At 63.6% G+C, this 26,767-nt stretch carries 28 protein-coding genes; 13 read left to right on the top strand and 15 right to left on the bottom strand.

Going from position 1 to position 26,767, the window contains the following annotated elements:
- The first annotated feature begins 26 nt into the window (after positions 1-26).
- The 4 genes from minD to AC1DMA_RS15995 all read left to right on the top strand — a co-directional run bounded on the left by minD (position 27) and on the right by AC1DMA_RS15995 (position 2,104).
- Positions 27-842: a septum site-determining protein MinD gene (gene minD, locus AC1DMA_RS16010; RefSeq protein WP_478127627.1), complete on the top strand. Its 816-nt coding sequence runs from the start codon at positions 27-29 to the stop codon at positions 840-842.
- Between the two features lie 2 nt (positions 843-844).
- On the top strand, positions 845-1,117 hold the full coding sequence (minE, locus tag AC1DMA_RS16005) for a cell division topological specificity factor MinE (protein ID WP_478127626.1): 273 nt from the start codon (positions 845-847) through the stop codon (positions 1,115-1,117).
- A gap of 121 nt (positions 1,118-1,238) precedes the next feature.
- Positions 1,239-1,730, top strand: a complete 492-nt coding sequence (phaP, locus tag AC1DMA_RS16000) for a TIGR01841 family phasin (RefSeq protein ID WP_478127625.1) — start codon at positions 1,239-1,241, stop codon at positions 1,728-1,730.
- Positions 1,731-1,858: 128 nt separating this feature from the next.
- Positions 1,859-2,104, top strand: a complete 246-nt coding sequence (locus tag AC1DMA_RS15995; RefSeq protein WP_478127624.1) for a hypothetical protein — start codon at positions 1,859-1,861, stop codon at positions 2,102-2,104.
- Here the strand turns inward: AC1DMA_RS15995 and AC1DMA_RS15990 are convergent, their stop codons facing one another.
- A complete protein-coding gene (locus AC1DMA_RS15990; RefSeq protein WP_478127623.1) occupies positions 2,105-2,383 on the bottom strand; it encodes a hypothetical protein in 279 nt (92 codons plus the stop codon).
- A gap of 81 nt (positions 2,384-2,464) precedes the next feature.
- The gene (locus AC1DMA_RS15985; RefSeq protein WP_478127622.1) at positions 2,465-3,049 is read right to left on the bottom strand and encodes a cob(I)yrinic acid a,c-diamide adenosyltransferase; all 585 of its coding nucleotides are present in this window, start codon (positions 3,047-3,049) and stop codon (positions 2,465-2,467) included.
- 58 nt (positions 3,050-3,107) lie between these two features.
- Between AC1DMA_RS15985 and AC1DMA_RS15980 the strand changes: the two genes are divergently transcribed.
- The gene (locus tag AC1DMA_RS15980; protein WP_478144810.1) at positions 3,108-4,532 is read left to right on the top strand and encodes an FAD-binding oxidoreductase; all 1,425 of its coding nucleotides are present in this window, start codon (positions 3,108-3,110) and stop codon (positions 4,530-4,532) included.
- A 58-nt stretch (positions 4,533-4,590) separates the two neighbouring features.
- Here AC1DMA_RS15980 and AC1DMA_RS15975 read toward each other — a convergent pair whose 3' ends face one another.
- The 7 genes from AC1DMA_RS15975 to AC1DMA_RS15945 all read right to left on the bottom strand — a co-directional run bounded on the left by AC1DMA_RS15975 (position 4,591) and on the right by AC1DMA_RS15945 (position 10,653).
- Positions 4,591-5,532 carry a ParB/RepB/Spo0J family partition protein gene (locus tag AC1DMA_RS15975; RefSeq protein WP_478127620.1) on the bottom strand — a complete coding sequence of 314 codons (942 nt, stop codon included), beginning with the start codon at positions 5,530-5,532 and terminating at the stop codon, positions 4,591-4,593.
- Positions 5,533-5,537: 5 nt separating this feature from the next.
- Positions 5,538-6,080, bottom strand: a complete 543-nt coding sequence (locus AC1DMA_RS15970; RefSeq protein ID WP_478127619.1) for an RBBP9/YdeN family alpha/beta hydrolase — start codon at positions 6,078-6,080, stop codon at positions 5,538-5,540.
- Positions 6,081-6,108: 28 nt separating this feature from the next.
- On the bottom strand, positions 6,109-6,963 hold the full coding sequence (locus tag AC1DMA_RS15965; protein ID WP_478127618.1) for a ParA family protein: 855 nt from the start codon (positions 6,961-6,963) through the stop codon (positions 6,109-6,111).
- Positions 6,964-7,028: 65 nt separating this feature from the next.
- Entirely contained in the window at positions 7,029-7,643 is a 615-nt protein-coding gene (locus tag AC1DMA_RS15960) for a LysE family transporter (protein ID WP_478127617.1), read from the bottom strand.
- Positions 7,644-7,702: 59 nt separating this feature from the next.
- Positions 7,703-8,341 carry a 16S rRNA (guanine(527)-N(7))-methyltransferase RsmG gene (gene rsmG, locus AC1DMA_RS15955; protein WP_478127643.1) on the bottom strand — a complete coding sequence of 213 codons (639 nt, stop codon included), beginning with the start codon at positions 8,339-8,341 and terminating at the stop codon, positions 7,703-7,705.
- Between the two features lie 5 nt (positions 8,342-8,346).
- On the bottom strand, positions 8,347-10,293 hold the full coding sequence (gene mnmG / locus AC1DMA_RS15950) for a tRNA uridine-5-carboxymethylaminomethyl(34) synthesis enzyme MnmG (RefSeq protein ID WP_478144809.1): 1,947 nt from the start codon (positions 10,291-10,293) through the stop codon (positions 8,347-8,349).
- Positions 10,294-10,458: 165 nt separating this feature from the next.
- On the bottom strand, positions 10,459-10,653 hold the full coding sequence (locus AC1DMA_RS15945) for a DUF1328 family protein (protein ID WP_478127615.1): 195 nt from the start codon (positions 10,651-10,653) through the stop codon (positions 10,459-10,461).
- A 173-nt stretch (positions 10,654-10,826) separates the two neighbouring features.
- On the opposite strand from AC1DMA_RS15945, the gene gstA reads away from it, so the two are divergent.
- On the top strand, positions 10,827-11,435 hold the full coding sequence (gstA, locus tag AC1DMA_RS15940; protein WP_478127614.1) for a glutathione transferase GstA: 609 nt from the start codon (positions 10,827-10,829) through the stop codon (positions 11,433-11,435).
- Positions 11,436-11,467: 32 nt separating this feature from the next.
- Here gstA and AC1DMA_RS15935 read toward each other — a convergent pair whose 3' ends face one another.
- Entirely contained in the window at positions 11,468-12,703 is a 1,236-nt protein-coding gene (locus tag AC1DMA_RS15935) for a YbfB/YjiJ family MFS transporter (RefSeq protein ID WP_478144808.1), read from the bottom strand.
- A 118-nt stretch (positions 12,704-12,821) separates the two neighbouring features.
- Between AC1DMA_RS15935 and AC1DMA_RS15930 the strand changes: the two genes are divergently transcribed.
- Entirely contained in the window at positions 12,822-13,922 is a 1,101-nt protein-coding gene (locus AC1DMA_RS15930) for an alkene reductase (RefSeq protein WP_478144807.1), read from the top strand.
- Positions 13,923-14,052: 130 nt separating this feature from the next.
- On the opposite strand, the gene AC1DMA_RS15925 is transcribed toward AC1DMA_RS15930, so the two are convergent.
- Complete coding sequence (locus AC1DMA_RS15925; protein ID WP_478144806.1) at positions 14,053-15,423, bottom strand: sensor histidine kinase; 1,371 nt, start codon at positions 15,421-15,423, stop codon at positions 14,053-14,055.
- Positions 15,420-16,109 carry a response regulator transcription factor gene (locus AC1DMA_RS15920; RefSeq protein ID WP_478144805.1) on the bottom strand — a complete coding sequence of 230 codons (690 nt, stop codon included), beginning with the start codon at positions 16,107-16,109 and terminating at the stop codon, positions 15,420-15,422. The genes AC1DMA_RS15925 and AC1DMA_RS15920 overlap by 4 nt, the downstream gene beginning before the upstream one ends.
- 157 nt (positions 16,110-16,266) lie before the next feature.
- Here AC1DMA_RS15920 and AC1DMA_RS15915 point away from each other — a divergent pair, with 157 nt between their 5' ends.
- On the top strand, positions 16,267-16,461 hold the full coding sequence (locus AC1DMA_RS15915) for a heavy-metal-associated domain-containing protein (RefSeq protein WP_478127609.1): 195 nt from the start codon (positions 16,267-16,269) through the stop codon (positions 16,459-16,461).
- A gap of 39 nt (positions 16,462-16,500) precedes the next feature.
- On the opposite strand, the gene AC1DMA_RS15910 is transcribed toward AC1DMA_RS15915, so the two are convergent.
- Positions 16,501-17,541 carry a cupin-like domain-containing protein gene (locus AC1DMA_RS15910; RefSeq protein ID WP_478144804.1) on the bottom strand — a complete coding sequence of 347 codons (1,041 nt, stop codon included), beginning with the start codon at positions 17,539-17,541 and terminating at the stop codon, positions 16,501-16,503.
- A gap of 99 nt (positions 17,542-17,640) precedes the next feature.
- Between AC1DMA_RS15910 and creB the strand changes: the two genes are divergently transcribed.
- Both creB and creC read left to right on the top strand, forming a co-directional pair.
- The gene (gene creB / locus AC1DMA_RS15905) at positions 17,641-18,402 is read left to right on the top strand and encodes a two-component system response regulator CreB (RefSeq protein WP_478144803.1); all 762 of its coding nucleotides are present in this window, start codon (positions 17,641-17,643) and stop codon (positions 18,400-18,402) included.
- A 4-nt stretch (positions 18,403-18,406) separates the two neighbouring features.
- The gene (gene creC, locus AC1DMA_RS15900) at positions 18,407-19,846 is read left to right on the top strand and encodes a two-component system sensor histidine kinase CreC (protein WP_478144802.1); all 1,440 of its coding nucleotides are present in this window, start codon (positions 18,407-18,409) and stop codon (positions 19,844-19,846) included.
- On the opposite strand, the gene AC1DMA_RS15895 is transcribed toward creC, so the two are convergent.
- Both AC1DMA_RS15895 and AC1DMA_RS15890 read right to left on the bottom strand, forming a co-directional pair.
- Positions 19,840-20,445, bottom strand: a complete 606-nt coding sequence (locus AC1DMA_RS15895) for a hypothetical protein (RefSeq protein ID WP_478144801.1) — start codon at positions 20,443-20,445, stop codon at positions 19,840-19,842. The genes creC and AC1DMA_RS15895 overlap by 7 nt on opposite strands.
- A gap of 64 nt (positions 20,446-20,509) precedes the next feature.
- Entirely contained in the window at positions 20,510-22,894 is a 2,385-nt protein-coding gene (locus tag AC1DMA_RS15890; protein WP_478144800.1) for a penicillin-binding protein 1A, read from the bottom strand.
- A 343-nt stretch (positions 22,895-23,237) separates the two neighbouring features.
- Here AC1DMA_RS15890 and AC1DMA_RS15885 point away from each other — a divergent pair, with 343 nt between their 5' ends.
- The 3 genes from AC1DMA_RS15885 to AC1DMA_RS15875 are packed head-to-tail and all read left to right on the top strand — an operon-like array spanning position 23,238 to position 26,766.
- Positions 23,238-25,304, top strand: a complete 2,067-nt coding sequence (locus tag AC1DMA_RS15885; protein WP_478144799.1) for a VIT and vWA domain-containing protein — start codon at positions 23,238-23,240, stop codon at positions 25,302-25,304.
- Between the two features lie 18 nt (positions 25,305-25,322).
- A complete protein-coding gene (gene xrtQ / locus AC1DMA_RS15880; protein WP_478144798.1) occupies positions 25,323-26,213 on the top strand; it encodes an exosortase Q in 891 nt (296 codons plus the stop codon).
- Positions 26,194-26,766 carry a hypothetical protein gene (locus AC1DMA_RS15875; RefSeq protein ID WP_478144797.1) on the top strand — a complete coding sequence of 191 codons (573 nt, stop codon included), beginning with the start codon at positions 26,194-26,196 and terminating at the stop codon, positions 26,764-26,766. Before xrtQ ends, AC1DMA_RS15875 begins: the two co-directional genes overlap by 20 nt.
- The last annotated feature ends 1 nt before the right edge of the window (position 26,767 follow it).

The raw sequence follows: 26,767 nt of genomic DNA, 5'->3' as shown, positions 1-26,767 counted from the left end.
CCCAAACGAACAAAGAAGGAATGGCAATGGCCAAAATTGTGGTGGTGACCTCGGGCAAAGGCGGCGTTGGCAAGACGACCACGAGCGCGAGCTTTGCATCGGGGCTCGCCCTCGCGGGCAAGAAGACGGCCGTGATCGACTTCGACGTCGGGCTGCGGAACCTGGACTTGATCATGGGTTGCGAGCGCCGGGTGGTGTTCGACCTGATCAACGTGATCCAGGGCGAAGCCAACCTGAGTCAGGCGCTCATCAAGGACAAGCATTCCGACAACCTGTACGTGCTGGCCGCTTCGCAAACCCGCGACAAGGACGCACTCACACAGGAAGGCGTCGAGAAGATCCTGAAGGAGCTCGCCGACCAAGGCTTCGACTACATCGTGTGCGACTCTCCCGCGGGCATCGAGGTCGGCGCGCTGATGGCCATGCACTTTGCCGACGAGGCACTTGTCGTGACCAACCCCGAAGTCTCTTCGGTGCGCGACTCCGATCGCATCCTGGGAATGCTGAGCTCCAAGACCAAGCGCGCCAAGGAAGGCGGCGAGCCCATCAAGGAGCACCTGCTGATCACGCGCTACAACCCCAATCGGGTGGCAGGCGGCCAAATGCTGTCGCTGGAAGACATCCAGGACATCCTGCGCATCAAGCTCATCGGCGTGATTCCCGAATCAGAGAGCGTGCTGCAGGCTTCCAACCAGGGCGTGCCTGCCATCCACGACAAGGAAACCGACGTGGCCCAGGCCTACAGCGACGTGGTGGCACGCTTCCTCGGTGAGGAAAAGCCGATGCGCTTCATCGACGCCGAGAAGCCCGGCTTCTTCAAACGAATCTTCGGAACGAGGTAGCCATGTCACTTTTTTCCTTTCTGCTGGGCGAAAAGAAGAAGACGGCAAGCGTCGCCAAGGAACGGCTGCAGATCATCCTCGCGCACGAGCGCAGCAGCTTGGGCGGAAAGCGCCCCGACTACCTGCCTGAGTTGCAGCGCGAACTGATTGCCGTGATCTCGAAGTACGTGTCGATCAAGGCCGAGGACATCAAGGTTCACCTCGAAAAGCAGGACGACCTCGAGGTGCTCGAGGTCAAGATCGAGCTGCCGGACGCCGCACTCGCGGCGCGCTGAACGCGGATTGTGCGGAGTCGCACGGCTTCGCCGCGCGGCGAAATCGTCATGCGGGGCTTCCATCGGACGGCACTGTGGGCGTATCGTGCTGACTCCAACATCAACCTGGAGACACCGCACCATGGCAACCAGCAAAACGAGCGCGACCGCCGCGAAAAAGGCGAGCTCCCCGCGGGGCGCGGCCGCTGAAGACATTCAGGACGCCTTCATCAAGCCGCTCAAGGGCATGGCCGATCGCCTTCAGAACCTGCCTCTGGCAGGTGCCGCCGGCGCCATCGTCGAAGGCGGGCGCAAGGATCTGCAGGCCCTCATGCAGGCCAACGAGAAGTCCTACCAGGGACTGCAAGCGGTGGTGCAACGCCAGACGGAAATGCTCAAGACATCGATCCAGGAGTGGCAAGGCACGGTGAAAGGCATGTCGGCCGGCGACCCACGCGAGAACATCGCCAAGCTCGATGCAATGGGAAAGGCAGCTTTTAAGCAAGCCCTGGATGACATCCGCGAGCTGTCGGAGATGGCGGCCAAGTCGCAGGCGGAGGCCTTCGATGTCGTCCGCAAGCGCATCAGCGACAACGTCGACGAAGTCAGCAAGCTTTTGCGCGTGCGCAAGTAGCGCGCCGTGAGCCCCGGCGGCTCAGTGTTTCTCCTGCGCGAAAACGAGAAATAGGTCCGCGACGTCGGCAGCAAGAGGCGTACATTGGTGCGGTTTACCTTTGCGATCCGACTACCTACGTATCAGCCATGGCATCGATTTCTCAGACGCGCGCATCTTCCAAGGCGGCCAGCGAGGCCGCCGACCGTGAACGGTTGCGGCAGGCACTGCCCGCCACCGTCGATCACCTCCAAAATCATCAGGCCGGCCTGATCGACGGCGACGACATCGATGCCTATGTGAAACTGAACTGGCTCGAGTGGCACGGTGGCGGACTTCGGCTCACCATCACGGGCCGCAATGTCTGCGCACAGATGGCGCCATCGGCCAGCTGATCAGGACTCGACTTTGCGGGGTTGCCCGGACAGGCGATTACCGCGGTGCCACTCGGCGTAAGGCTGCAAGTACCCACGGCCAATGAACTGCGGCTGCTGGTGGACTTGCCGATGCTCGCCGTCCGCGGCCGGTGAATGGCCGGTCTGCGGCGGCGCTTGCTCACTGCGGGTGCGCTGGTCGGGGGTCACCGGGCGCTGATGATCTCTCGCAAAAGCGCCTCCGGCCATGGTCATCGCCAGGACGCAGACAACGGCAGTCAAGCTTTTCGACTTGCTCATCTGGAACTCCCTCCATATTGAAGTGGCGCACAGTGTGGGCCGGACATGTATGCGTCGGATGAAGCAAAGGTAACTTCTGGTTCATGTCGGCCCTGCCCCGTCGTCGGCGGCTGCGCGCGCCATGCGCTCGCTCTTCCAGTACACATCGTCGCCGCCGTCCACACGATTCAGCACGCGCGCCAGCACGAACAGCAGGTCGCTCAGCCGATTCAGGTAACGCCGCAGCGTATCGTTGATCTCGCTCTGCGCGCCAAGGGATACGACCGCTCGCTCCGCGCGGCGCGCTACCGTTCGGCACACGTGCGCGAGAGAAGCGGCGCGAGTGCCCGCCGGCAGGATGAATTCGGCCAGCCTGGGCAAAGTGGCGTTGTGATCCGCGAGTGCGTTGTCGATCTGCAGCAGCGCCTCTTCCTTGAGCAGCGTGAATCCCGGCATGGACAATTCGCCGCCGAGGTTGAAAAGCTGATGCTGCACGTCGACCAGCAGGTCGCGCACCCTGGCGGGCATCGGCTCACAGAGCAGCACGCCAATGTGCGAATTGAGTTCGTCGACGTCGCCCATCGCCTGAACACGCAGGTGATCCTTTGGGACGCGTGTGTTGTCGCCCAGGCCGGTGGTGCCGTCGTCGCCAGTGCGCGTCGCAATTTGTGTGAGTCGGTTGCCCATGGGTGCCCTGTATCTTCCGGGTGATTCGTAGAATGGTAGACCCTTCAGGAGACAGCCGATGAACGCCCCCACCGCCCTTTCGCATCTGACGCCGGAGATTGCGCTGCGAGAGGTACCCGACGCACTGCTCCAGGCTCTGAAGGCGCGCTTCGGCGATCAATGCTCCACCGCACTTGCAGTGCGCACGCAACACGGACGCGACGAATCGTCTTTCGACGCGCCTCCTCCTTCGGCGGTGGTCTTTGCCGAGAGCACGCAGGACGTGGCCGATGCGGTCAAGCTGGCAAGCGACTTCAGCGTGCCGGTGATTCCCTTCGGCGTCGGTTCGTCGCTCGAGGGGCACTTGCTGGCCGTGCAGGGTGGTATCAGCATCGACGTGAGCCGCATGAACCGCGTGCTGTCGATCAACGCCGACGATCTGACCGTGACCGTGCAGCCTGGCGTGACGCGCAAACAGCTCAATGAAGAAGTCAAGAGCACGGGGCTGTTCTTCCCGATCGATCCGGGCGCGGACGCCTCGATCGGCGGCATGGCGGCGACGCGGGCCAGCGGTACAAACGCCGTTCGCTATGGCACCATGCGCGAGAACGTCCTGGGGCTCGAAGTCGTTACGGCGAGCGGCGAGGTGATCCGCACGGGCACGCGCGCCAAGAAATCTTCGGCCGGCTACGACCTCACGCGTCTGCTGGTCGGCAGCGAAGGCACGCTCGGTGTCATCACCGAAGTCACCCTGCGCATCTATCCCTTGCCCGAAGCCGTATCGGCTGCCATTTGCTCATTCCCGAGCATCGAGGCGGCTGTGCGCACCACCATCGAAATCATCCAGCTCGGCGTTCCGATCGCACGCGTGGAACTGATCGACGTGAATACGGTGCGGATGGTCAATGCCTACGCCAAGCTCAACCTGCGCGAAGAACCCATGTTGCTGATGGAGTTCCATGGGTCGCCGGGCGGGGTGAAGGAGCAGGCTGAAACCGTGCAGGAACTGGCGAGCGGCCACGGCGGAAACGCCTTCGAGTGGGCCAGCACACCCGAAGAGCGCACACGGCTCTGGACTGCGCGCCACAACAGCTATTTCGCGGCGGTGCAGTCGCGCCCGGGTTGCCGCGTGATTTCGACCGACACCTGCGTGCCTATATCGCGCTTGGCCGATTGCCTGCTGGAGTCTGTCGCGGAAGCTGACGCGAGCGGCATTCCCTATTTCCTCGTCGGCCATGTTGGCGACGGCAATTTCCACTTTGGCTATCTTCTGGACCCCAACGCACCGGAAGAGCGCGTAACAGCGGAGAAGCTGAATCACTCCTTGGTGTCCCGGGCCTTGGCGCTCGAAGGAACCTGTACCGGCGAACACGGGGTCGGCCTGCACAAGATGGGCTTCCTGGTGACGGAAGCCGGTGCCGGAGCGATCGACATGATGCGGACGATCAAGCGCGCACTTGACCCGAAAAACATCATGAACCCCGGGAAGATCTTCAGCCTCTGAGGTTCACCTGCGGCTGGGGACCTTGGTTTATCCAGTGACCCGGTTATCTGACACCTTGTCAGGCCGTCTGGCGGATGCGCTCGATGAGCCCGTTGAGTGCGTCCAGCGAGCCGAAGTGGATCGCCAATTCGCCGCTCTCCTCAATCCGGCCGTTGCGCTTGCTCCGCTTCTTGATGCGAACCTCGACCTCGGCGGCGAGCAGGTCCGCAAGCTCCTCCTCCACACGGAGCAAGTCGCGCGATTTCTCCGCGGCGCCGCGCTTTGATGAAGGCGTGAGGCTGAACTCGGCCGCTAGCTTCTTGACCAGCGCCTCGGTCTCTCGCACCGACATTTTCTTGGCTGCAATCTGATTGGCAGCGGTGATCTGCGTCGCCTTTTCGAGCGAGAGCAGCGCACGTGCATGGCCCATGTCGATGTCGCCCGCCATCAGCATTGCCTGAGCCGGTTCCGCAAGATTCAGCAGGCGCAACAGGTTGCTGGCCGCACTGCGCGAGCGCCCGACAGCCTGCGCCGCAGATTCGTGAGTAAGCCCAAACTCAACGACGAGACGGTGCAGGCCTTGGGCTTCCTCCAGGGGATTCAAGTCTTCGCGCTGGATGTTCTCGATCAGTGACATGGCCGCAGCAGCCTCATCGGGCACATCGCGCACCAGCACAGGCACACTGACGAGCCCGGCCAGGCTTGCGGCCCTGAAGCGCCGCTCACCCGCGATGATTTCGAACTCGGCCTTCTTGGCGAGGGCAAGCTCCGGTTCAAGCCGACGAACCAGAATGGGCTGCATGATCCCTTGCGCCTTGATGCTCTCGGCCAACTCGTAGAGCGCGCCCTCGTCCATCCTGGTACGTGGCTGGTACACGCCGGGAACCATCTGATCGAGATTGAGCGTCGTCGGGCTTGGCGGCGCCGAGTCGTCGGAGCTTGCCTGATCGGCTCCGTTGAAAGTCGGCCCGAGAAGGGCTTCGAGTCCTCGGCCCAGGCCCTTGAGTTTTTTGGTCGCCATGGATATCAGTTTTCTTTCAGGAGGTCGGTCAGCAGCTTGCGGCCTTCGAGCCAGTCGCCCAAGCCGGATTCGCTATTGATGTGGCCGCGGGCACCCAGATTGACGTAGTCGGCACCCCAGTCTTCGGCCATTTGGCGGGAGCGTTCGGCGGTGCAGTACGGGTCATTCGTGGCTGCAATCATCAGGGAACGAAACGGCAACGGGCGCCGCATGATGGGCGCCCAGCCGGGAATCATTTGCCGCAGGTCGTCGCGCTCCAGATCACCGGGGGCGACAAGCAGTGCGCCATGCACCTTGCTCGAATGGCTTGAATGAGCCGCCCATGCGGCCACAAGGATGCATCCCAAGCTGTGCGCGACCAACGCCACCGGCCCCGGCGACGCCAGCACCTCTTCCTCGAGCCGAGCCGACCAGTCGCCGCGCAGCGGGCGCATCCAGTCATGCTGATCGACCCGCTGGTCACCGTGAATGGCTTCCCAGCGGCTTTGCCAATGCGCGGGGTCGCTGTTCTGCCAGCCGGGCAGCAACAGGATTTTCGGCGTCTTCATCGATGCAAGATGCGTTCTCGGCGACGGCTCAGATGCCATCGGGGGCATGCACCGTGACCTCCGGTGCATCCATGGGCACGGGTGCGGGTGACGCTGTCTCGGTCGCCATTGCGCTCGCCGGTGGCATCTTGACGACCAATTCTTGCGCAAAGGCAATGAACGCCTGGCTGCCCTTGGCAGGCGGGTCGAAAACCACGCCCGGCAAGCCGTAGCTCGGAGCTTCGGCGAGCCGAACGTTGCGGGGAATGACCGTGTCGAAAACCTTGTCGCCGAAATGCGCCTTCAATTGCTCGCTGACCTGTTGCTGAAGCGTGATACGCGGGTCGAACATCACGCGCAGCAAGCCGATGATCTGCAGGTTCTTGTTGAGGTTGGCGTGCACTTGCTTGATGGTATTGACCAGATCAGTCAGACCTTCGAGCGCGAAATACTCGCACTGCATCGGCACGATGACACCATGCGCGGCGCACAAGCCGTTAAGGGTCAGCAAGCTGAGACTTGGCGGGCAATCGATCAGAATGAAGTCGTACTCCGCGCCCACTGCGGCCAGCGCCGTCCGCAAACGCTTCTCGCGACGGTCGAGCGCCACCATTTCGACCTCAGCGCCGGCCAGCTCGCGGTTTGCGCCCAGGACGTCGTAACCGCACTTCTCAGCCTTCACTCGGGCTTCTGCCACGGAGGCAGACTCCAGGAGCACGTCGTACACCGTCGTCTCGAGCTGACGCTTGTCGATGCCAGAACCCATGGTCGCGTTGCCCTGCGGGTCCAAGTCGATCATGAGCACACGCTGCCCTACGTTGGCGAGGCCGGCGGCAAGATTGACGGTTGTCGTCGTCTTTCCGACCCCACCCTTTTGATTTGCAATGCAGAAGATCTTGGCCATGTCTTAGCCGCCGTGCCCGAGGACATGGCCAGATGCAGGAGTGCGCGGCGGAAGGTTTTGCATACTTATTTGGAAACCGCAAGCCTGACGCCGAACGCGATCAGGAAAACACCGGCGAGCTTGCCTAGGACCCCCGAGATGCGCGGATTGGCCCGCATCCGTTCTGCAAGGAAATGGGTCAAGAGCGTTGCCGTGGCCCCGTACAAAAAGGTGAGCGCTGCGATCGTCAACGCCATAACGGCGAAGGTGGTGATGCCCTGATGACGTGCCGGATCGACGAACAGGGGGAAAAACGCCATATAGAAGACGATGGCCTTGGGGTTGAGCAGCGTGATCATCATCCCTTGGCGCAGGTAGTGCGACGGACGGATGTTGAGAATAGGAGCAGCGCCAGGCCTTGCGCGCAGCATCTTGAAGCCGAGCCACGCCAGATAGACGGCGCCCAACCACTGCACGCCCCGAAACGCCGCAGGATATGCGGTCAGCAGCGTTGCGACGCCGGCAACGGCCGCCCACATCAGCACCTGATCTCCCGCAATCACGCCTAACGTGGCGGCCAATCCGCCACGGATGCCGCCTTTGCTCGTCGACGTGATCAGCGCCAGATTTCCGGGACCGGGGAGCGCCAGAAAAAGAACAATGGCGGCGACGAACGCGCCGTAATCAGCGATGCCGAACATGCAAATTGCTCAAAAAGGGAAGCGTCGAGTCTAAGCGAGGTCGACGCGACAGATGCGGCTCAGGAAACGAGTTTTCGCATCCAGACGATGCATCGCTCGGCATCGAGCCCTGGAACGTTCAGTTGTTCCACGTGAAACGCTTCGGTCTGCGGGGGAAGTTGGACGATTTCGTCCGCAGGCACCCTGCCCTTCATGGCCAGCCAAACGCCGTCAGGCGCCAGCAGGTGTATCGAACCTGAGACGAAATCGACTAGCGAGGCGAACGCGCGAGAACTGATCACCTCGTAAGCGCCCGTCATGGACTCGACGCGCGCATGGAGGCCGCGAAGGTTACGAAGACCAAGCTCAGAGGCGGCTTGCTGGACAAAAGCGGCCTTCTTGGCGACAGCATCCACACAGGTTACGTGCACGTCCGGTCGCATGACGGCGATCACGACGCCGGGCAGGCCCGCACCCGCGCCGACATCCAGGAGCTTCGCAGGGCCGCTGTGCTCTCGTCCGAGTGGCCCGACGGCCGCCAAGCTGTCGAGCAAATGATGCGTGAGAACCGAATCCGCATCACGCAGTGCGGTCAGGTTGTAGACCTTGTTCCATTTCAGTATGAGGGCGCCGTAAGCCAGCAACTGCTCGGTCTGCCGATCGGTCAGCGCGATCCCGAGAGAAAGCGCTCCTTCACGCAGTCTTTCCTCCTGAACCATTCCGGTCATTCGGCAACCGGCGATTTTGACGCGAGGCCAACCGTGAATGCCCGATGGCCGCCTTTGCGGAGATGAATCATAAGAAGCGAGATCGCGGCCGGAGTCACCCCTGATATCCGGGATGCCATGCCCAACGTCTCAGGGCGGTGCTTGGCGAGCTTCTGTCGCACTTCGATGCTCAACGCCTTGACCTGACCATAGTCGAGATCACTCGGCAGCCGGAGATTCTCGAAATGGGCGGCGCGCTCGACTTCATCGTGCTGACGGGTGATGTAACCCGAGTACTTGGCGGCAATCTCGATTTGCTCGACCTCCGTCTCTCCGAGCGGCGCACTCGACCGGTACTTGCCGCCGTCGAGAGACATCAGAGACTCGTAGCTCACATTCGGGCGGCGGAGGAGCTCACCAAGATTGTGTTCGTGGTCGATGGCCTTCCCCAGCACGCGCTCGGATTCGGCTTCTGGCAAGTTCCGAGGATTGACCCATATCGAGCGCAGGCGCTCTGTTTCACGTGAAACAAGGTCGCGCTTCCGCGAAAAAGCGTCCCAACGCGCATCGTCCACGAGGCCGAGCTTGCGTCCAGCGTCGGTCAAGCGCATGTCGGCGTTGTCTTCACGCAGTTGCAGCCTGAATTCCGCACGACTGGTGAACATGCGATACGGCTCAGTGACGCCCTTTGTGATCAGGTCGTCGACCAAGACGCCGAGGTAAGCCTCGTCCCGCCGAGGAAGCCAAGCCTCTTCGTCGCGGCATTGCAATGCAGCGTTGATGCCGGCAAACAGCCCCTGAGCGGCGGCCTCCTCATACCCTGTCGTCCCATTGATCTGGCCCGCGAAGAACAAACCGCGGATTGCGCGCGTCTCGAAGTTGCTCTTGAGCTCACGCGGGTCGAAATAGTCGTATTCGATGGCGTAGCCGGGCCGAAGGATGTGCGCGTTTTCCAATCCAGCCATCGACCGAACCAGCTGGTACTGCACGTCAAAAGGCAGGCTGGTCGAAATTCCGTTCGGGTAATACTCGTTCGTGGTCAGCCCTTCCGGCTCGAGGAAGATTTGATGGCTTTCCTTGTCCGCGAATCGGTTGATCTTGTCTTCGACGCTCGGGCAGTAACGCGGGCCGACCCCATCGATCTTGCCGGTGAACATTGGGCTGCGGTCGAAGCCAGAGCGGATGATCTCGTGGGTGCGCGCGTTGGTGTTCGTGATCCAGCACGGCATTTGCTGCGGGTGCATGTCAGCACGACCCATGAAGCTGAAAACCGGCATAGGTCCCGCACCGCCCGGCATGCCGTCGCCCGGCTGCTCGGTGCATTTTGAAAAATCGATGGTGCGTCCGTCTAATCGCGGAGGCGTGCCCGTCTTCAAGCGGCCTTGGGGCAGTTTCAGCTCCTTGAGACGCGCCGACAAGCTGATCGCCGGCGGATCGCCCGCCCGCCCCGCCTGGTAGTTGTCGAGGCCGACGTGAATACGCCCGTCGAGAAAGGTCCCTGCGGTGAGAACCACGGTCCGCGCCCGGAACGCGATGCCGACCTGTGTGATGGCGCCCACGACACGGTCGCCTTCGATCATCAAGTCATCCACGGCCTGCTGGAACAGCGAAAGGTTCGGCTGGTTTTCCAGGCGGCGACGAATCGCGGCCTTGTAGAGCACGCGATCGGCCTGTGCGCGTGTCGCGCGCACTGCCGGGCCTTTGCTCGAATTGAGCACGCGGAATTGGATACCGCCCTCGTCCGTGGCAATTGCCATGGCGCCGCCGAGCGYATCCACCTCTTTGACCAGATGACCCTTGCCGATGCCACCAATCGACGGGTTGCAGCTCATCTGCCCCAGCGTCTCGATATTGTGGGAGAGCAAGAGCGTGCGGGCGCCCATTCTGGCGGATGCGAGCGCCGCTTCGGTGCCCGCGTGGCCGCCGCCGACGACGATCACATCGAATTCTTCGGGATAAAGCATGAGAGTGAGGGCGCACTGACGCGTGCGCTGCGCAAAGGGGCGCTGATTTTAATCTCCGGCGCCTGTTTGTGCCGGTCAGGGCCAAATCCGCCCAGACCGTCCTCGTTCCAATCCCGGGCCAGCATTGGCCCCCAAGCTATCAAATCGATAGCAGTTGCTTTGGATTCACGGGGATCGGTCCACAGCGTTCTTCACTGCGCCGACACCCAGCGCAGCGAGCACCAGGAACACCACGGCAAGTATCAGGAACAGCCCAAACAGGATCTTTGCGATACCGGCAGCCCCTGCCGCCACGCCGCCGAAGCCCAGCGCGCCGGCGATCAGCGAAATCACGGCGAAAACAATGGCGTACTTCAACATGTACAGGCTCCTCGCGATGACTTCATCGCAGTGCCGCGAGCTTAGAAACCCGCGAAATGTGCACTCATAGTCGCCGCCCGCGAGAAGCCGTAGGACAAAAACGCCGAGGCCTCGAACTCGCTAGCATCAGCCTCTTCCACCAGAATACGTTCCTCATTCATTGGAGTTTTTGCATGAAGCTGTACTACTCGCCGGGCGCCTGCTCGCTGTCTCCCCACATCGCGCTGCGTGAAGCTGGCCTCGCTTTCGAGCCCGTGCTCGCCAGTACGAAGAGCCACAAGCTGCAAGATGGAACCGACTACTACGGCATCAATCCGCTGGGCTATGTCCCGCTGCTCGAGCTCGATGACGGTACGCGTCTTCGCGAAGGCCCGGCCATCGTGCAGTACGTCGCGGATCTTGCCCCGGCAAAGAACCTCGCTCCAGCCAACGGCACCCTCTCGCGCTATCGCCTGCAGGAATGGCTCACCTTCATCGGGACTGAGATCCACAAGGGCTTCTCGCCGCTCTTCAATCCCAACATGCCTGAAGAAGCCAAGACGATTTCCAAGACCAAGCTAAAGTCGCGCTACGAGTGGCTCGATGCTCAGCTCGCAAGCAAGGACTACCTCATGGGCGAGCACTTCACCGTCGCCGACGGCTATCTGTTCACCGTGACCAATTGGGCGCAGCCCACCGGGGTCGACATTTCCTCATACGCGAATGTGAAGGCGTGGCATGCACGCGTGGGCGCTCGCCCGGCAGTCCAGGAAGCGATGAAAGCCGAAGGTCTGCTCAAGTAAATTTCGAGCAGGAAGAATGGCGCGGGTTTGATTCAGGACGTCAAGGGCTTCTGCCTCGACGCGAGGATCGCACCGGCCCAAAGTGCTGCGGCCGAGGCCACGAGGCCTCGGGCCAGCCCACCCGGACCATCCGAGATCCACCCGGTGACCGTCGGCCCGACGATCTGCCCCAGCGCGAAGGCGATCGTAAATGCACTGATACCCGTTGCCCACTGCGAAGCCGGCAAGTTGTGCCTGACCAAGGCTGTCGTCGAAGCAACCACCGACAAAAACACCCCACCGAACAACAGCCCCGATGCCATGGTCATCGGCCAAGCAGAGCTCAGCACCGGCAGCAGGGTGGCAACCCCGAGCAGCGCGTTGAGCAGCGCTTGCGGTCCGCCGCCGCGAGAGCGGTCCAACAGCCCGGCCCAAATTCGTGACGACGCCATGCAGGCCAGCCCGAGCAAGGCGTAGAACAAGGTGATGTCGCCTGGCCTCGCGCCCTGCTCGCGCAACAACGCGATCACGAAGGTCATGTAGCCGATGTATCCGGCCCCGAAAAGCGTGTAGCCGGCGAGTGCCCAACCGAAGCGCCGCACCGGCGCAGCTGCGACAGATGACCCGGCGTGCGGCGAGTTGGGCGCCCTTTGCGCATTTTTTGCATGCATCTGTCCCGGCATTGCACGCATTGCGGAAGCCAAGACCGCGGTCGCCGCAAAGCTGGCGGCTGCCAGCGCCCACCATGCCCAGGCCCAGCCGTGCGGAGCCCCCTTTGCATCTTGCAGAACAGCCGGCACGAGGAGCGCGGAGAGCGTAATTCCGGCACCCGTACCGCCGTAGTACAGCCCCAGCAGAAAACCTGCACGAGAAGGCTGCAGCGTGCCCAGACGCGCGGCGAGCAATCCCCCGGCAACGAAGACCCAGGCGCTCGCAAGGCCTGCCAGCAACCGCTGCAGCAGCAACGCGGCCGCGGAAGTGAAGAACCCGCTGGCGACCATGAAGAGGCTCGCCCACAGCGCGCCGCCCACGARCAGGCGCACGGGTCCGAAGCGCCGTATCAGCGCGGGCGTCATTAACGCACCGAGCAGGTATCCCGCAGCATTGGCCGTGTTCATGCCGCCAGCCAGCGTATAGCTCCAGCCGAGGTCTTCGCGCATTGGCGGCAGCAGCAGGCCGTATGAAAAACGCGTGATCCCAAGTGAAACAGCGGCGCCCAACGAGAGTGCCAGCGCGAGCCGCAGTACTTGTGCGGGCGTGGTCAGAAGCGGGGCGTCGTGAACGATCATGGATGCGCGGTCATTCTGCGGCACTGCATAGCAGCAATGCGACAACCCCGCGACAGCGAAGGGAGACGCCGAGGGTTTACCCTCCGTTTCGCCTCCACAACAACCATCAAGATCAAAAATGTCCTCCCTCTTCGATCCCGTGCAAGCTGGCGACCTCCATCTCAGCAATCGCATTGTCATGGCGCCGCTGACGCGCAACCGTGCGCCCGATGCGGTGCCGCGCGACATCACCGCCACCTACTATGCACAGCGGGCTAGCGCCGGCCTGCTGATCACAGAGGCCACCGCGATCAGCCATCAAGGCCAGGGATACGCGGATGTGCCCGGACTCTACGGCACAGAGCAGCTCGACGGCTGGAAGCGCGTTACCCAGGCCGTGCATGCAGAGGGCGGCAAGATCGTCGTGCAGTTGTGGCACGTCGGGCGCGTCTCGCACACCGAGCTTCAGCCGGAGGGAGGCAAGCCGGTTGCGCCGTCGGCCATTGCGGCCAAGACCAAGACCGTGCTGATCAAGGACGGCGTGCCGACTTTCGTCGATACCTCCGAGCCTCGGGCGCTCGACGTCGGTGAGCTGCCCGGCATCGTGCATGACTACGCCGTCGCCGCACGCAACGCCATCGAAACGGCTGGCTTCGACGGCGTGGAGATTCATGGCGCCAACGGGTATTTGCTCGACCAGTTCCTCAAGAGCGGCAGCAACAAGCGCACGGACGACTACGGCGGCAGCATTCAGAACCGTGCGCGGCTTTTGCTCGAAGTGACGCGCGCCGTGGCGGACGCCGTTGGCGGCGGCAAGACCGGCATCCGCTTGTCGCCCGTCACGCCGGCCAACGACGTGCATGACGACAACCCGCAGCCGCTTTTCGACTATGTCGTTCGACATCTCGCGCCACTGAATCTCGCCTACATCCACGTGATCGAAGGCGCCACCGGTGGCCCGCGCGAACTCGCCGACCGTCCCTTCGACTACGAAGCTCTCAAGGCCGCCTACCGCCAGGCTGGCGGCAAGGGCGCGTGGATGGTGAACAACGGCTATGACAAGCCGCTCGCGGAAGAAGCACTCAAGGAGGGCGACGACCTGGTCGCCTTCGGGAAGCCCTTCATCTCCAACCCCGATCTGGTTCGCCGTCTGCGCGAAGGCGCACCGCTGAATGCGTGGGACAAGAATACGTTCTACGGCGGCGGCGAAGAGGGGTATATCGACTATCCGGTGATGTAGCTCGCCCCCAGGCTTGCCCACTTCGTGTGGCCGCCAACCCCCTGCCGGGGGCAACCCCGGTGGCCCGGCGGAGCCGGTTCCACGGGGTTTCTGGAGGGGCACCGCAGTCTTTGGGGTGGGTGCGCCGGCTTCAGGATGGGGGGAACGCGAGGCTTACGCGGAGGCCGCCTTCGGGGGACGCTTTGGCGAAGGTGAGTTCGGCGCCCAGCAACCTTGCGTAGCGAGCGACGATCGCCAAGCCGAGGCCGGCGCCTTGGCCGAGCTTTTGGCCGGCGGGGCCTTGCGCCCAGCGGCGCAAGAGGTCGCTCTGGGTTTCCGGCGGGATGCCGGGGCCGTCGTCGACGACGCTCATCGTGTGGCCAACGAGTTCGATGGTGATCGTGCGGCCACCGTAGCGCAGTGCGTTGTCGATCAGGTTATCGAGCGTTCCTTCGACCAACGCGGCATTCGCCAGCACGGTCACGGGTTCGTCGAGACCCTGCGCGCCGAGGTCAACGCCCTTGGAATCCGCGCGCGCGAGGTGCCGCAGCACCGCTTGCTGGATCAGCTCGTCCAGCCTCAATGGCTGGCGCTGGAGTCCGGTGCGGCTTTCGTCGGCCAGCGCGAGCGCAAGCAATTGGTCCACGAGATGGCTGGCCCGCGCCTGGCTGGCAGCGATGTTCTGCAACTGCTCCCGCCAGACGTCCGGCGCCTGCTGGGCAAGGCCGTATTCGGCCAAGGCGCGTATTCCTGCCAGAGGCGTACGCAGTTCATGCGCGACATTGCCGGCAAACTCACGCTGAGCCGACGCGCTCTGCGCAAGCCGATCGAGCAGCGCATTGAGGGTGTCGCCCAACTGCTCGAGTTCGCGTGAGCTTCGGGCGACCGGCACGGGGGCAAGATCGTGAGCATCCCGCTTCTCCAGGGTCTGCCGCAGTTCCCCGAGTGGACGAAGCTCGCGTCCGATGCCGCGCCAGAGCCAAGTGGCCAGTGCCGCCAGAAGCACGAACTGCGGCGCGAGCGAATAGACCAGCAGCCGCTCAACCAGCACTGTTCGCGCCCGCGTGGTCTGGGCGATCACCACGCGATACGCGTCCGGCGCCTCATGGTTCAGCACCACGGCGCGCAATGCCTGGCCGCGATACAGCACATGCGAGAAGCGATATCGCGCGCCAGCCTCCGGCGCGGGCGCCTCCAGCCCTTCATGACCCGCCAGCAGCGACCCATCCGGCCGCAGCACGGCAAAGAACACCGCTTCGGACTGATCGAAAAGCACACTCGTCACCTCACGCGGCGAGAGCAACAACTCCATGCCGCGCTCGCCCGCCTGCACGTTGGCGGACACGGAATAGGCATCGTCGAGCATCGCCCGGTCGAAAGCCTGCTCGGTGAAATAGCTCGCCACATAGAGCGCGACTGCTGTCCCGACCAGCCACGTCAGTGCCAGCGGGAACAGCACGCGCTGCAGCACGCGCGCGGTCAACGATGGCGCCGCCGAGTTGCGCGGCGGCGTTCCGGTCACGCGTCGGCTTCCAGCAGATAGCCGATGCCGCGCAGGGTGCGAATGACGGCCCCGCTGCCGACCAATTTCTTGCGCAAGCGGGAAATGAATGCTTCGAGCGCGTTGTCGCCCAACGATTCATCGAAGGTCGAGAGCTTGTCGGACAGCTCTCGCTTGCTGATCGTGCGGCCGGGCGGGCTCATCAACTCCCATAGCACTTCGAATTCGCGGGCGGGCAGGTCGAGGGGCATGCTGCCGACACCGAAGCGCCGTGCTCGCCGGTCGAGGCGCAGCTGTCCGAGGATCGCAATGTCTTCCGTGCCCTGCGCTCGCCGGACGAGCGCGCGCAACCGCGCCTCGACTTCCGCGAGATCGAAGGGCTTGCCCAAATAGTCGTCCGCGCCCGCATCGAGCCCGGCGATCCGTTCCTCTGTGCGATTGCGCGCGGTAAGAACCAGCACCGGCGTCCGGTCGCCCCGGGCTCGCGCATGGCGCAATGCCGTCAATCCGCTCGCAAGCCCGCTGGTCGGGCTGACCGTTGCAGGCAAATTGAGATCCAGCAGCACGGCATCGAAAGTCTGCACTCGCCAGAGGTGATCTGCCTCCTCTACGCTTGCCGCCACGTCGACACGGTGACCCGCATCACCAAGGCTGCGCAGCATCACGCCGCGCAGGACCGCATCGTCTTCGACCAAGAGGATTCGCATCGGGATTGAGAGATGAAAAGGTACGTCTTTTTACAGCATGGAAGAGGCGGAGCGCCGCGAAGACCGGTAGGCTGGGCGCGTCACGTCCCCTCGCTGGACATTGACATCGTGAGAAGGTTCACACTCCCATTTCACTCAACTCGAAGGAGCAACCACGATGAGCCAGAAGATCCAGGTCACGGGCATGAGCTGCGGACATTGCGCAAACTTGGTGCAAAACGCCGTGCAGACCATCGACCCCAAGGCACAGGTCACGGTCGACCTCGAAACAGGTCATGTCGACGTGGTCAGCCAGCATCCGAGGGAAGACATCATCGTGGCGATCGAGAACGCCGGCTACAAGGCTCAATAACGCGGGCGCTGGCGCTGGCCTTGGCCGCGCCCTGGATGCTCAATCCGTAGGAATCCGGATCCGAAGCTGGCGCCGCGAAGGATCGGGCGCCGTTTCCGCAGAGAGGGGCGCGATGATTGCGGGAAACACCAGCGCCCGCGCCAACCCAGGCGAGCGACGCTGAAAATCTTCCAGCCCCGTCAACACTTTGTCGATCAGCGTGAGCCGCTTGGCCAGCGCCTGGGCCGCGCGCTCGGAATTCTTGGTCGCCTCGACCGCCACGACCTCATCCTGAAAGCCCTTCCAGTTCGATGGATCCAGCATGTTCGTGCAGGTCGAGATCGACGTCGACAACGCCCTCGCCGCATGCCACCAGCGCGCCGGCACGAAGATCATGTCTCCCGGCTTGAGCACCGTGCGATACAGCGTTGCCTTGGCCAGCAGCGGAAAGCGCACGCGATCCTGCATCACCGGGTCGTCGACCATCGATTGGTTCGGCAATGCCGAACGCGGATAGAGGTACTGGCTGTCTTCGGGTGGAAAGACCACGAATTCCTTCTCGCCGTAGATCTGGACGATGCCAGCGTGAGAGTTCTCGCCATCGAAATGCATGACCGGAAACTTGCTCCCGACCCCGCCCACCAGCAGCTTGAGGTAGCCGTCCGGACGGCGCCACTTTTCCGGCATTAGCGGGCTGGCATAGCGCCGCGGAAACGAAAACTTGATCTGCGGCCGCACGTCCGGCAGCAATTCCGGCAGCACCTCATGCAGGAACGATCGGTACATGTACGGACCCGGATTCTCGGCACTGGACGCAAGAACCTCGTCGATGAATTGATCRAAAGGCATATCCCGCCCGTAGCCGATCGCCACCGGCTGGCCGCCGAATCGCTTCTTGAAGTTCTCGGGCGTCCAGGTGCGCATGGCGGCCCAGCCTTTGCCGACGTTCGAAATCACGACCGGCTGGTTGCCATGCATGTAGCGCGCGAGGAAATCGTCGTAGCTCAGCTTGTCGCCGTCGACGCGTTCGATGGGAAGCCAGGGGGCCGGCGTGCGCGCCTCGCTTTCAATCGCGATTCCCCCGTCAAGGATATTTTGCATTTGCATACAAAGATACTACAAGGAAGCCCTTGGCTTGCCTAGCAACCATTGGTCGATGTCCAAAGGAACAGCTGCCGCCGGTCGCTACCATCGGCTCCCATGCTCCCCAACCCGCGCATCCTCCTCGTCGAAGACGAATCCGCCATTGCTGACACCGTGCAGTACGTGCTGCGCACCGATGGCTTCGTGCCGCTCTGGTGCCCGACGGCGCAGGAGGCTATCGCGCAGTTCACGGCCGATCCGCCCGCGCTTGCAATTCTTGACGTCGGTCTCCCGGACATGAACGGGTTCGAGCTCTTCAAGCGGCTGCAAGCGCTGCCCGGCGGCGCGCAGGTGCCCATGCTGTTTCTTACGGCGCGAAGCGATGAGATCGATCGCGTCGTGGGTCTGGAGCTCGGCGCGGACGACTACATCGCCAAGCCGTTTTCGCCGCGCGAACTGGTGGCACGCGTACGAACCATCCTTCGGCGCAGCGCACGCACCGGTCAAGCCCCGATCGCGCCTGTGCCCTCATCGTCGCCCTCGCCCTCGTCTTCGCCGGCATCGCCTTCGCCAACAATGCCTTTCGCACTCGACGCCGAACGCATGCAGATCCGCTACTACGGGCGCCTTCTCGAACTCTCGCGCTACGAATATGGGCTGCTGCGCCTGATGGTGCAGCGCCCCGGCCGCGTCTTCACGCGCGACGAATTGCTGCGGTTAGTGTGGGACGAATCGAGCGAAAGCTACGACCGCACGGTCGATGCGCACATCAAGACGCTGCGCGCCAAGCTCAAGGCGATCGCGCCGGACATCGAGCCGATCCGCACCTTGCGCGGCACGGGCTATGCGCTGAACGAAGAACTGCCTCAGAGCACGTGACAGGGTGAGCCGAAGAACACGCATCTTCGTCGGCATCCTGCTGATCTACACAGCGGGCATCGCATTCCTGCTCTATCGGGTGGTTGCCGACATCGATCCGCGCTACCGCGAATCAGCGGAGGAATCGCTGGTCGAGACATCTCAACTCATGGCGAGCCTGATCGAGCAGGACGTTATCGCCGGCGCCATCAACACCTCGCGGCTCGAGCCGTTGTTCCGATCGGTCTATGCCCGTCAGTTCTCGGCGCAAATCTACAACCTGCACAAGCGCCACGTCGAGCTCCGCGTCTACGTGACTGACCGCAATGGTCATGTGCTCTTCGACTCGCTGGGCCGCAGCACCGGGGCGGACTACTCGCAATGGGCCGACGTCAGCCGCTCGCTCGCCGGCACCTACGGCGCGCGCACTTCGCGCGACATCGAAGGCGATCCGATGACCTCCGTGATGTATGTGGGCGCGCCAATTCGCTGGAACGACGAGATCGTCGGCGTGGTCACCGTGGGCAAGCCGGTGCGCAGCTTCGGCCAGTTCGTGCAAGACGCTCGCGCGCGCACGCTAGGTGTCGGCGTGGGCTCGGCCTTTGCGCTGCTGGTGCTCGCGATCATCGTGTCGGTCTGGCTGGTGCGGCCATTCGGATTGATCTCGGACTATCTCGGCTGGCTGCGCAACCAGCGCAGCCCGACCCTCTCGCGGATGATCCGCCGCGCCGTAGATACCTTGCGCAGCGGCGTCGGCGAGATGCGGGATGCGCTCACCGGCCGCAACTATGTCGCCGACTACGTGCAGACCTTCACGCACGAGATCAAGAGCCCTCTGTCGGCGATCCGCGGCGCGGCGGAGCTGATCCAGGAACCGTCGATGCCGCAAGCCGTGCGCGAACGCTTTCTCGCCAACATCACGAGCGAAACGCAGCGCATCCAGGAGATTGTCGACCGCATGATGGAGCTCACGGCCCTGGAGGCGCGGCGCGCGCTGGAGCGCAGCGAACCGGTCGCGCTCGCGCCGCTTCTTCGTGAGGTCGGCGCGGGCGCGCAAGCCGCGGCCTCGGCGCGCGATATTCATGTGAACGTCGCCATCCACAACGAAGCCAGCGTCGAGGGCGACCCCTTTCTCCTGCGCCGCGCGATCAGCAATCTGCTGGACAACGCCATCGATTTTTCGCCTCCAGGCGCCGAGGTTCTTCTCGCGCTGGAGACAGGCGGCCGCAGAGCCCGAATCATGGTGCGCGATCGCGGACAAGGCATTCCGGACTACGCGAAAGACAAGGTGTTCGAGAAGTTCTATTCGCTCGCACGGCCGCACAACCGCAAGAAGAGCACCGGGCTCGGGCTCGCATTCGTCAAGGAAATTGCCACGCTGCACCGCGGCCGGGTCGAGCTCGCCAATGCGCCGCGCGGCGGCGCGCTGGCGACGCTCACACTGCCGCTGCTTTCACATCACTGACCAACCAGCGCCAGATAGGCCTTGCGCGTGCCGGGACTCACCGAGTCGATGAGCTGCTGGTAGGAGGTCTTGTGCCGAGCCAGCATGCGCGCGGACGCCACGGTCTTCGATTTGCAATACCAGTGGCAGGTGTGTTGCATCAGGAAGAGCTCGGCCGACATGGTGAAGGCCTTGGCCTTCGAGCTGCGGTGCGCCTCATTGCGCATCACGTCGGCGATGCCGCGTGCGTGGATCGCGAATGCCTTTCGCAGATCGAAAGTCAGGGCCGGAAAGAACTGGTGCGCGTAGGGAATGGCAAGGGGCAGCTTGCTCACGCGCGTCTCGCTTGCGTCGATGCTGGCAAACTCGGCCGCAAAGCTGTCGAACTGCGCGGACAGCTTCTGCTCGGTGCTGTCCAGAAGGGCCCATATCTGGGCGCGACGTTCCACGTCGTCTTCGCCGAGGCACCGCAGATAGCCTTCGGTGAGGTTCTCCATCAGCTTTTCGATCTGGTAGTGGCCCAGATGGCTGCCCAGCAATGCGATGCGGCGGCGCTGATCGACTGACTTGAGAATGGAGGCGCCGACGACGATGAAGGTCGCCAGGATCAGAATTTCCATGACTGCGTGAGAAGAGAGGGATGTGGAGTGTAGATACCTCCGCAAGCCCCCTCGTCTTGGGGCGCTACCTGAACAGATCGAGGATGCGGTTGCGCTCTTCGGGCGCCGCCGGCGGGCTCACCGGCACCCCGGCCAGTTCCTCCGCCGTCGGAGCGGGCGCCTGGACCTGGGTGTCGACGCCCAGGCTCGCGATGCCGCGGCCCGGCGCGTAGTCATCGAAATACCATTCGCCTTCGACGTTGACCACGCCCGCAGGCGCGCGCGGCTCGCTCACCGGAACGCCTTGCAGCGCGGTCTGCATGAAGCCGACCCAGATCGGCAAGCTCAGGCTGCCGCCGGTTTCACCTCGAACGCCCAGCTGACGGGGCGTGTCGTAGCCCACCCATGCAATGCCGACCATCGTCGGCTGAAAGCCCGCAAACCAAGTGTCGAAGGAATCGTTGGTCGTGCCGGTCTTGCCAAAGAGGTCGTTGCGCTTAAGCGCCTGGTGGGCCTTCGTCGCGGTGCCGCCATTGACGACGCTCTGCAGCAGCGATCCCATCACGAAGGCGTTGCGCGCTGGGATCGCGCGCTTGTCTTCCCCAAGCACCGGAGGCTCGGTCTCCAGCAATACCTTGCCCCGCAGATCGGTGACGCGCGTCACAAGATAGGGATTGACGCGATAGCCGCCGTTGGCGAACACCGAATACGCAGCCGCCATCTGCATGGGCGTGACGGACCCGGCACCCAGTCCCATCGGCAGATTCGCCGGTTGCCTCTCGCGGTCGAAGCCGAAGCGCGTGATCCAATCCTGCGCGTAGTCGACGCCAATCGACTGCAGCACGCGGAGCGTGACGAGGTTCTTCGACTCTTGCAGCGCACGGCGCAGCGTGATCGGCCCTTCGTAAGTGCCCTCGAAGTTCTTCGGCTCCCAGGCTTGTCCACCCGGGCCCGCTTCGAAATACAGGGGCGCATCGTTGACGACGGTGCTCGGCGTGAAACCCTTTTCGAGCGCCGCGGAATAGATGAAGGGCTTGAAGCTGGAGCCCGGCTGGCGCCACGCCTGCGTGACGTGGTTGAACTTGCTCTTGCCATAGTCGAAGCCGCCGACCATGGCCTTGATCTCACCGGAGCGCGGATCGAGTGCAACGAATGCGCCTTCGACTTCCGGCAGCTGGGTGATCTCCCAGCCACCCTTCGCAGTCTTTGCCACGCGGATCACGGCACCGCGCCGGATCTTGATGGCGGCAGGCGCCTTGTCCGACAGACCCGACTGCGCAGGCCTCAAACCCTCGCCCGAGATCTGGAGCGTCTCTCCATTCGCGCGGACAGCCTTGACCTCCTTCGCGTTGGCCTGGAGAACCACGGCCGCGATCACGTCGCCGTTGTCCGGATGGTCGGCGAGCGCATCGTCGACAGCGTCATCGAGATCCTTGGGATCGTCCGGAAGCTCCGCAAAAGCCTCAGGGCCGCGATAGGGCTGGCGGCGCTCGTAATCCATGATGCCGCGGCGCAGCGACCGGTAGGCCGCCGCCTGGTCAGCGGCGACGATCGACGTGTAGACGTTCAGGCCGCTCGTGTAGATGCTGTCGCCGTACTGCGCATGCATCATCTGCCGCACCATCTCGGCGGCGTGCTCCGCGTGCAGGCGGTTCGGGTCGGCAGCATCGCGCAGATGCAGTTCTTCCGACTTGGCTTGCGCCGCTTGCTCGGCGGTGATGAAGCCGGTCTCCTGCATGCGGTCGATGACGTAGAGCTGCCGCGCACGCGCACGGCGCGGATTGCTCACCGGATTGTTCGTGCCCGGCGCCTTGGGCAGCCCCGCCAGCATCGCGGCCTCGGCGATCGTGACGTCCTTCAGCGGTTTGCCGAAGTAGGTATCGGCAGCGGCCGCGAATCCGTAGGCGCGATTGCCCAGGTAGATCTGGTTCAGGTAGATCTCCAGGATCTGGTCCTTGCTCAGCTCGCGCTCCAGTTGCATGGCCAGCAGGATCTCGTAGGTCTTGCGGCTCAGCGTGCGCTCCGAACTCAGGTAGACATTGCGCGCCACCTGCATCGTGATGGTCGAAGCGCCCTGCTGTCTTCCGCCCTTCAGGCTCGCGACCGCCGCACGCAGGAAGCCCTTGTAGTCCACACCGCCATGGTCATAGAAGCGCGCGTCCTCGACCGCCAGGACGGCGTCTTTCATGACCTGGGGAATATCCGCGAAAGGCGTGAGATTGCGGCGCTCCTCGCCGAATTCGCCGATGAGGCTGCCGTCGGACGAAAACACCCGCAGCGGCAGCTTGGGTCGGTAATCGGAAAGCTCCGAAATATTGGGCAGCTTGGGATAGATCAGGACCGCCGCAATGCCCGCGGTGATCAGAAGCACGAGCGCGCCGGCCGCGACGATGGTGCCGCCCCACAAGGCGATGCGCCGAAGCCGGGTCGACCGCTGGGCCGGCCCGCTGGAAGATGATGTTTTGGACATGGCAAGAAGCGTCGACGGAGGGGAAAAGCTCGGGGAGTCCGTTGCGGAACCGCACTTTGCTATCGAATAGATAGCAGCAGATGGCGGCATGGCGCTGTCGACCCGCAGTAGGAGCGCTCAGACAATTCTCAAGTTCCCCACCGAAATTGCATAAGAAGCGAGGTCCTCATACTCGCCCATGGAACTGAAGCCCATATGAAGTCCCCGCCCGCCGGGACTTCATACAGGCTTCACACAAGGCCGCTGGCTTCAAACAGGCTTCCAACTGTCTTCTCGCCCGCCCACGACATTGGCTCCCGTGCACTGTTGCACGACACCCCTCCGAGGGACAAGGACCCAAGTCATGGACGCCACTACACCCCGCCCCGGCCGCTGGCTCTGGCTCGGCACATTCGGCCTCGCGGCTGCTTGCTTCTTCATGCTCGTGGCGCAGCCCGCAGAGGCCCAGGAAGGGCCCGCGCCGCGCCCCAAGACCGAAAGCCCGTACTTCTTCGTCAAAAGCGACGATCCCGAGGTCGATCGCCTGCCGCTCAAGGGCACCGAAGTCGACGTGAAGATTTTGGGCGTGATTGCCGACGTCACGGTCACGCAAACCTATCGCAACGAAGGCCTCCGCCCCATCGAGGCGAAATACGTGTTCCCTGGTTCGACCAAGGCGGCGGTCAGCGGGCTTAACGTGCGGCTTGCCGATCGCCTGATCACGGCGCAGATCCGCGAGAAGGCACAGGCACGCATCGACTACGACAACGCCAGGAAAGAAGGCAAGACGGCCGCGTTGCTCGAACAGCATCTGCCCAATGTCTTCCAGATGAACGTCGCCAACATCCTGCCCGGCGACGACGTCAAGGTCGAACTGCGCTACACCGAACTGCTGGTTCCCCAGGGCGGCAACTACCAGTTCGTGTTTCCGACGGTCGTGGGGCCGCGGTACAACAGCCCGCAATCGGAAAACGCGCAGGCCCGATGGGTCGCACAGCCGGTCCTGCGTGCGGGCATTGCAAGCGGCGCCGCATTCAAGCTCAAGGTCGCGCTCGACACTCCGCTCGGCATCAAGGAGATCCGCTCGCTGACGCACGAGATCGAAGTCAGCCGCCGCGACAACGACTCTCATGCCGACATTGCGCTGACCCGATCCGCCGAACCCGCAGACAACCGCGACTTCGTGCTCGACTATCGCCTGGCGGGCGAGAAGATCGAATCGGGCCTCATGCTCTACAAGGGCCAGGGCGAGAACGCGGAGAACTTCTTCCTCGCCATGGTCGAGCCGCCGAAGTCCGTTGCCGCCAGCGCCATCACGCCCCGCGACTACATCTTCGTGGTCGACATCTCGGGCTCGATGCACGGCTTTCCGCTGAACACGGCCAAAGTCGTGCTGGAGCGCCTGATCGGCGGGCTGCGGCCGAGCGACACCTTCAACGTGCTGCTGTTCTCGGGCAGCAACCGGATGCTGTCGCCGCATTCGGTGCCCGCCACGCGCGCCAACATCGATCAGGCGCTCTCCACCATCGGCAACTACAGCGGCGGCGGCAGCACGGAGCTGATTCCGGCACTGAAGCGCGCCTATGCCGAACCCAAGGCAAAGGACGTGTCGCGCACGATCGTGGTCGTGACCGATGGCTACGTCACGGTCGAGCGCGAGGCTTTCGAGCTGGTCCGCAAGAACCTCTCCAATGCCAATGTGTTCGCCTTCGGCATTGGCTCGTCCGTCAATCGGCACCTCATGGAAGGCATTGCACGTGCAGGCATGGGCGAGCCCTTCATCATCACCGACCCCCTTCAGGCGCCTGAACAGGCCACCCGCTTCCGCCGCATGATCGAGTCACCGGTGCTCACCAGCGTCAAGGCTCGATTCGAAGGACTCGACGTTTATGACGTGGAGCCGGCCGCGCTGCCCGACGTGCTGGGCGAGCGTCCGGTGATCGTGTTCGGCAAGTGGCGCGGCGAGCCCAAAGGCCGCCTCGTGATCGAAGGCCGGAGCGCCAGCGGCCCCTATCGCCAGGAACTGGAGGTCGATCCCCACGCACCGCGCGGCACCGCCGCCTTGCGCAGCCTCTGGGCCCGTCATCGCGTCGCGAGCCTGAGCGATCAGGAAGCGCTGGAAGGCGGCGACGAGTTCCGCCAGCGCATCACCGATCTGGGCCTGCGCTACAGCCTTCTCACGCAATACACGAGCTTCATCGCTGTCGACGAAGTGGTGCGAAACGCAGCACCGCAGAACAACGTCGGCATCGACCAGCCGTCGCCGCTGCCCAAGGGCGTCAGCGAATTGGCGGTCGGGCAAAGCCTGGGCGCCGAAGTGCCGAGCACACCCGAACCCGAGGTGTTCGGCGCCGTCGCGGTGGTGCTGTCGATGCTGGCGATGCTGCGCCGTCGCGCACGCCGCAACGACGCGCGTCGATTCACTTCGTGAACGGGGAGGAACGACGCCATGACGCTCGCAGGCCTTGCACAAACCCATCCGCGTGTCATCGATTGGGGCATCCAGCTCGATCGCGCGCCCGCCGCAGGCTTGCTGGCTTTGCAAGCCGCCGCCCTCGCGCCACACTGGATCTGGATGGCCCAGCGGCTGCGCGACGGATCGGACGATCCGCTCGGATTGCTGGCACTCGCAGCCCTGGCCGTACTGACCTGGAAATTGCGGCGCGAGCTTCGGACTTCACCCCGGCTTGGTTGGCTCTCGGCGGCCACGCTCGGCACGTTGGCAGCCACCCTTCTGCGTACCGGTGCAGGGGCGTTGCCATCGATTCCGCCGCTTGCAGCCGGTCTTGTCGCGGTGCTCTCGGTGGCGTGCGCGATGCTGGCCTTTCTGCCAAAGCGCGTGCCGGCACTGCCTGTCGCAGCCCTCGCTGTGCTGGCACTGCCGCTCTTGTCCTCGCTTCAGTTCTATGCGGGCTATCCCCTGCGCGTGCTCGTCGCCGAGGCCTGCCGCTGGATGCTGGCATCCGGATTCGACGTGATGCGTGAAGGCAGCAGCCTGTGGATCGACGGGCAATTGGTGATCGTCGACGCCCCGTGCTCCGGCGTGCAGATGGTCTGGCTTGGCTACTTCACCGCGTGCGTGGTGGCGTTGTGGGCCGRGCGCGACGATCGAGGTTTTCTCGCGCGCTTGCCAGCGGTCGGCCTGCTGGTGCTGGCCGGCAACATCATTCGCAATGGCGTGCTGATGGCCCTCGAAGCAACGGGACATTCGCCGGCGCCCTGGGCGCACGAGCTGTTCGGCCTGGCCATCCTTGCGCCGGTCTGCGGCGGCATCGCGTGGGTCATGGGTCGTACCGTTTTCACATCCCCCGGAGGCCGCAGTGTCCATCACGTTCCTTGACCGCTGGTTCGCCAATCGATTCGTGAACCGGATCGCTCACAAGTCACTCTTCGCGGCCGCGATGCTGTTGTGCGTGGTCTGGTCCGCTGCCACGGCCTTGCACCCACGCATGGAGCCCGGTTCCCGCGCCGCCTTCCAGGAGTGGCCAGCCGAATGGGACGGCGAACCGCTGCGGCCCCTGGCCCTCGGCGAAGTGGAGCAGCGATTCGCCGCCCACTTTCCGGGCGCCATTGCCCGGCTGACCGATGGCCGGCAAGTCCTGGTCATGCGACGCGTCGACAAGCCGACCCGCATGCTCCACCCTGCCGCCGATTGCTATCGTGCGCTCGGCTACGGCATCGCACAGGCGCGGCTGGAGCGAGACGTCCATGGCCGACTGTGGCGTTGTTTCGTCGCCGAGCGCAGCGGCATACAGAAATTGCACGTCTGCGAGCGCATCGTCGATGCCGATGGCAACGCTTTCGCCGACACTTCAGCCTGGTACTGGGCGGCAGCCAGTGGCCGTTCGAACGGGCCCTGGCAAGCTGTGACCCTGGCCAGACCGATCGAGTGAG

Source organism: Variovorax sp. 05N34 (genome assembly GCF_056397405.1).
The sequence above is the reverse complement of the archived record's forward strand: the minus strand, read 5'-3'. Positions and strand labels throughout refer to the sequence as shown.